Source organism: Streptococcus oralis (genome assembly GCF_003943825.1).
In the GTDB taxonomy this organism is placed as follows: Bacteria; Bacillota; Bacilli; order Lactobacillales; family Streptococcaceae; genus Streptococcus; species Streptococcus oralis_CD.
Map to the genome: position 1 here is coordinate 1 of NZ_RJNJ01000064.1, position 721 is coordinate 721.

At 41.2% G+C, this 721-nt stretch carries 1 protein-coding gene; it reads left to right on the forward strand.

Features of this window, described 5'->3' with window-relative positions:
- Nucleotides 1-721, forward strand: a 721-nt coding sequence (locus tag D8863_RS10570; RefSeq protein WP_438827529.1) for a mucin-binding protein, incomplete at both ends; no start/stop codon positions are given.

Below are 721 nucleotides of genomic sequence, written 5' to 3' on the forward strand. Positions count from 1 at the left end.
TTCCCTAACGATCCAAACAGCCCAGTATGGCCAAGTACTGTGAAAGATCTTGTAACTGAGAAATCAGCTACACGTACTATCAAGTATGTAGATCGTGACGGAAAAGAAGTATCTGAAACTCGTGTTGAAACAATTAAATTCACTCGTGATGCTAAAGTTAACTTAGTAACAGGAGAAATCACATATGTAGAATGGACAACAGATCGTAACGACGATATCTTCAACGGATACCCAGTACCAGTAGTTAAAGGATACATCGCTAAAGCTGGTGATTTAGAATCATCAACTAAAGATATTAAAGTAACACCGGATACAATCAAAGATATCAACGAAACAGTTGTTTACGATAAGTTAGGATCATGGGTACCAAATATCCCAGGAACACCAACAAATCCAATTCCATATCCAAACGATCCGAAAGATCCGACAAAACCAGGAAGTGATAAACCACACGTACCTTACGTCCCAGGATTCACTCCGGTAGATCCAAACGGAAACCCACTGAAACCAGTTGATCCAAATGATCCAACTAAAGGATACGAAGTACCAAACATACCAAGCGATCCAACTAAGGACACACCAATCAACTACGTTCCAGTACCACAACCAACCCCAACTCCAGTTCAACCAGCAGCACCTTCTACACCTCAATATATGGATGGCCAACATGAACTTCCAAATACAGGTACAGAAGACAATGCTAGCCTAGCAGCACTTGGAC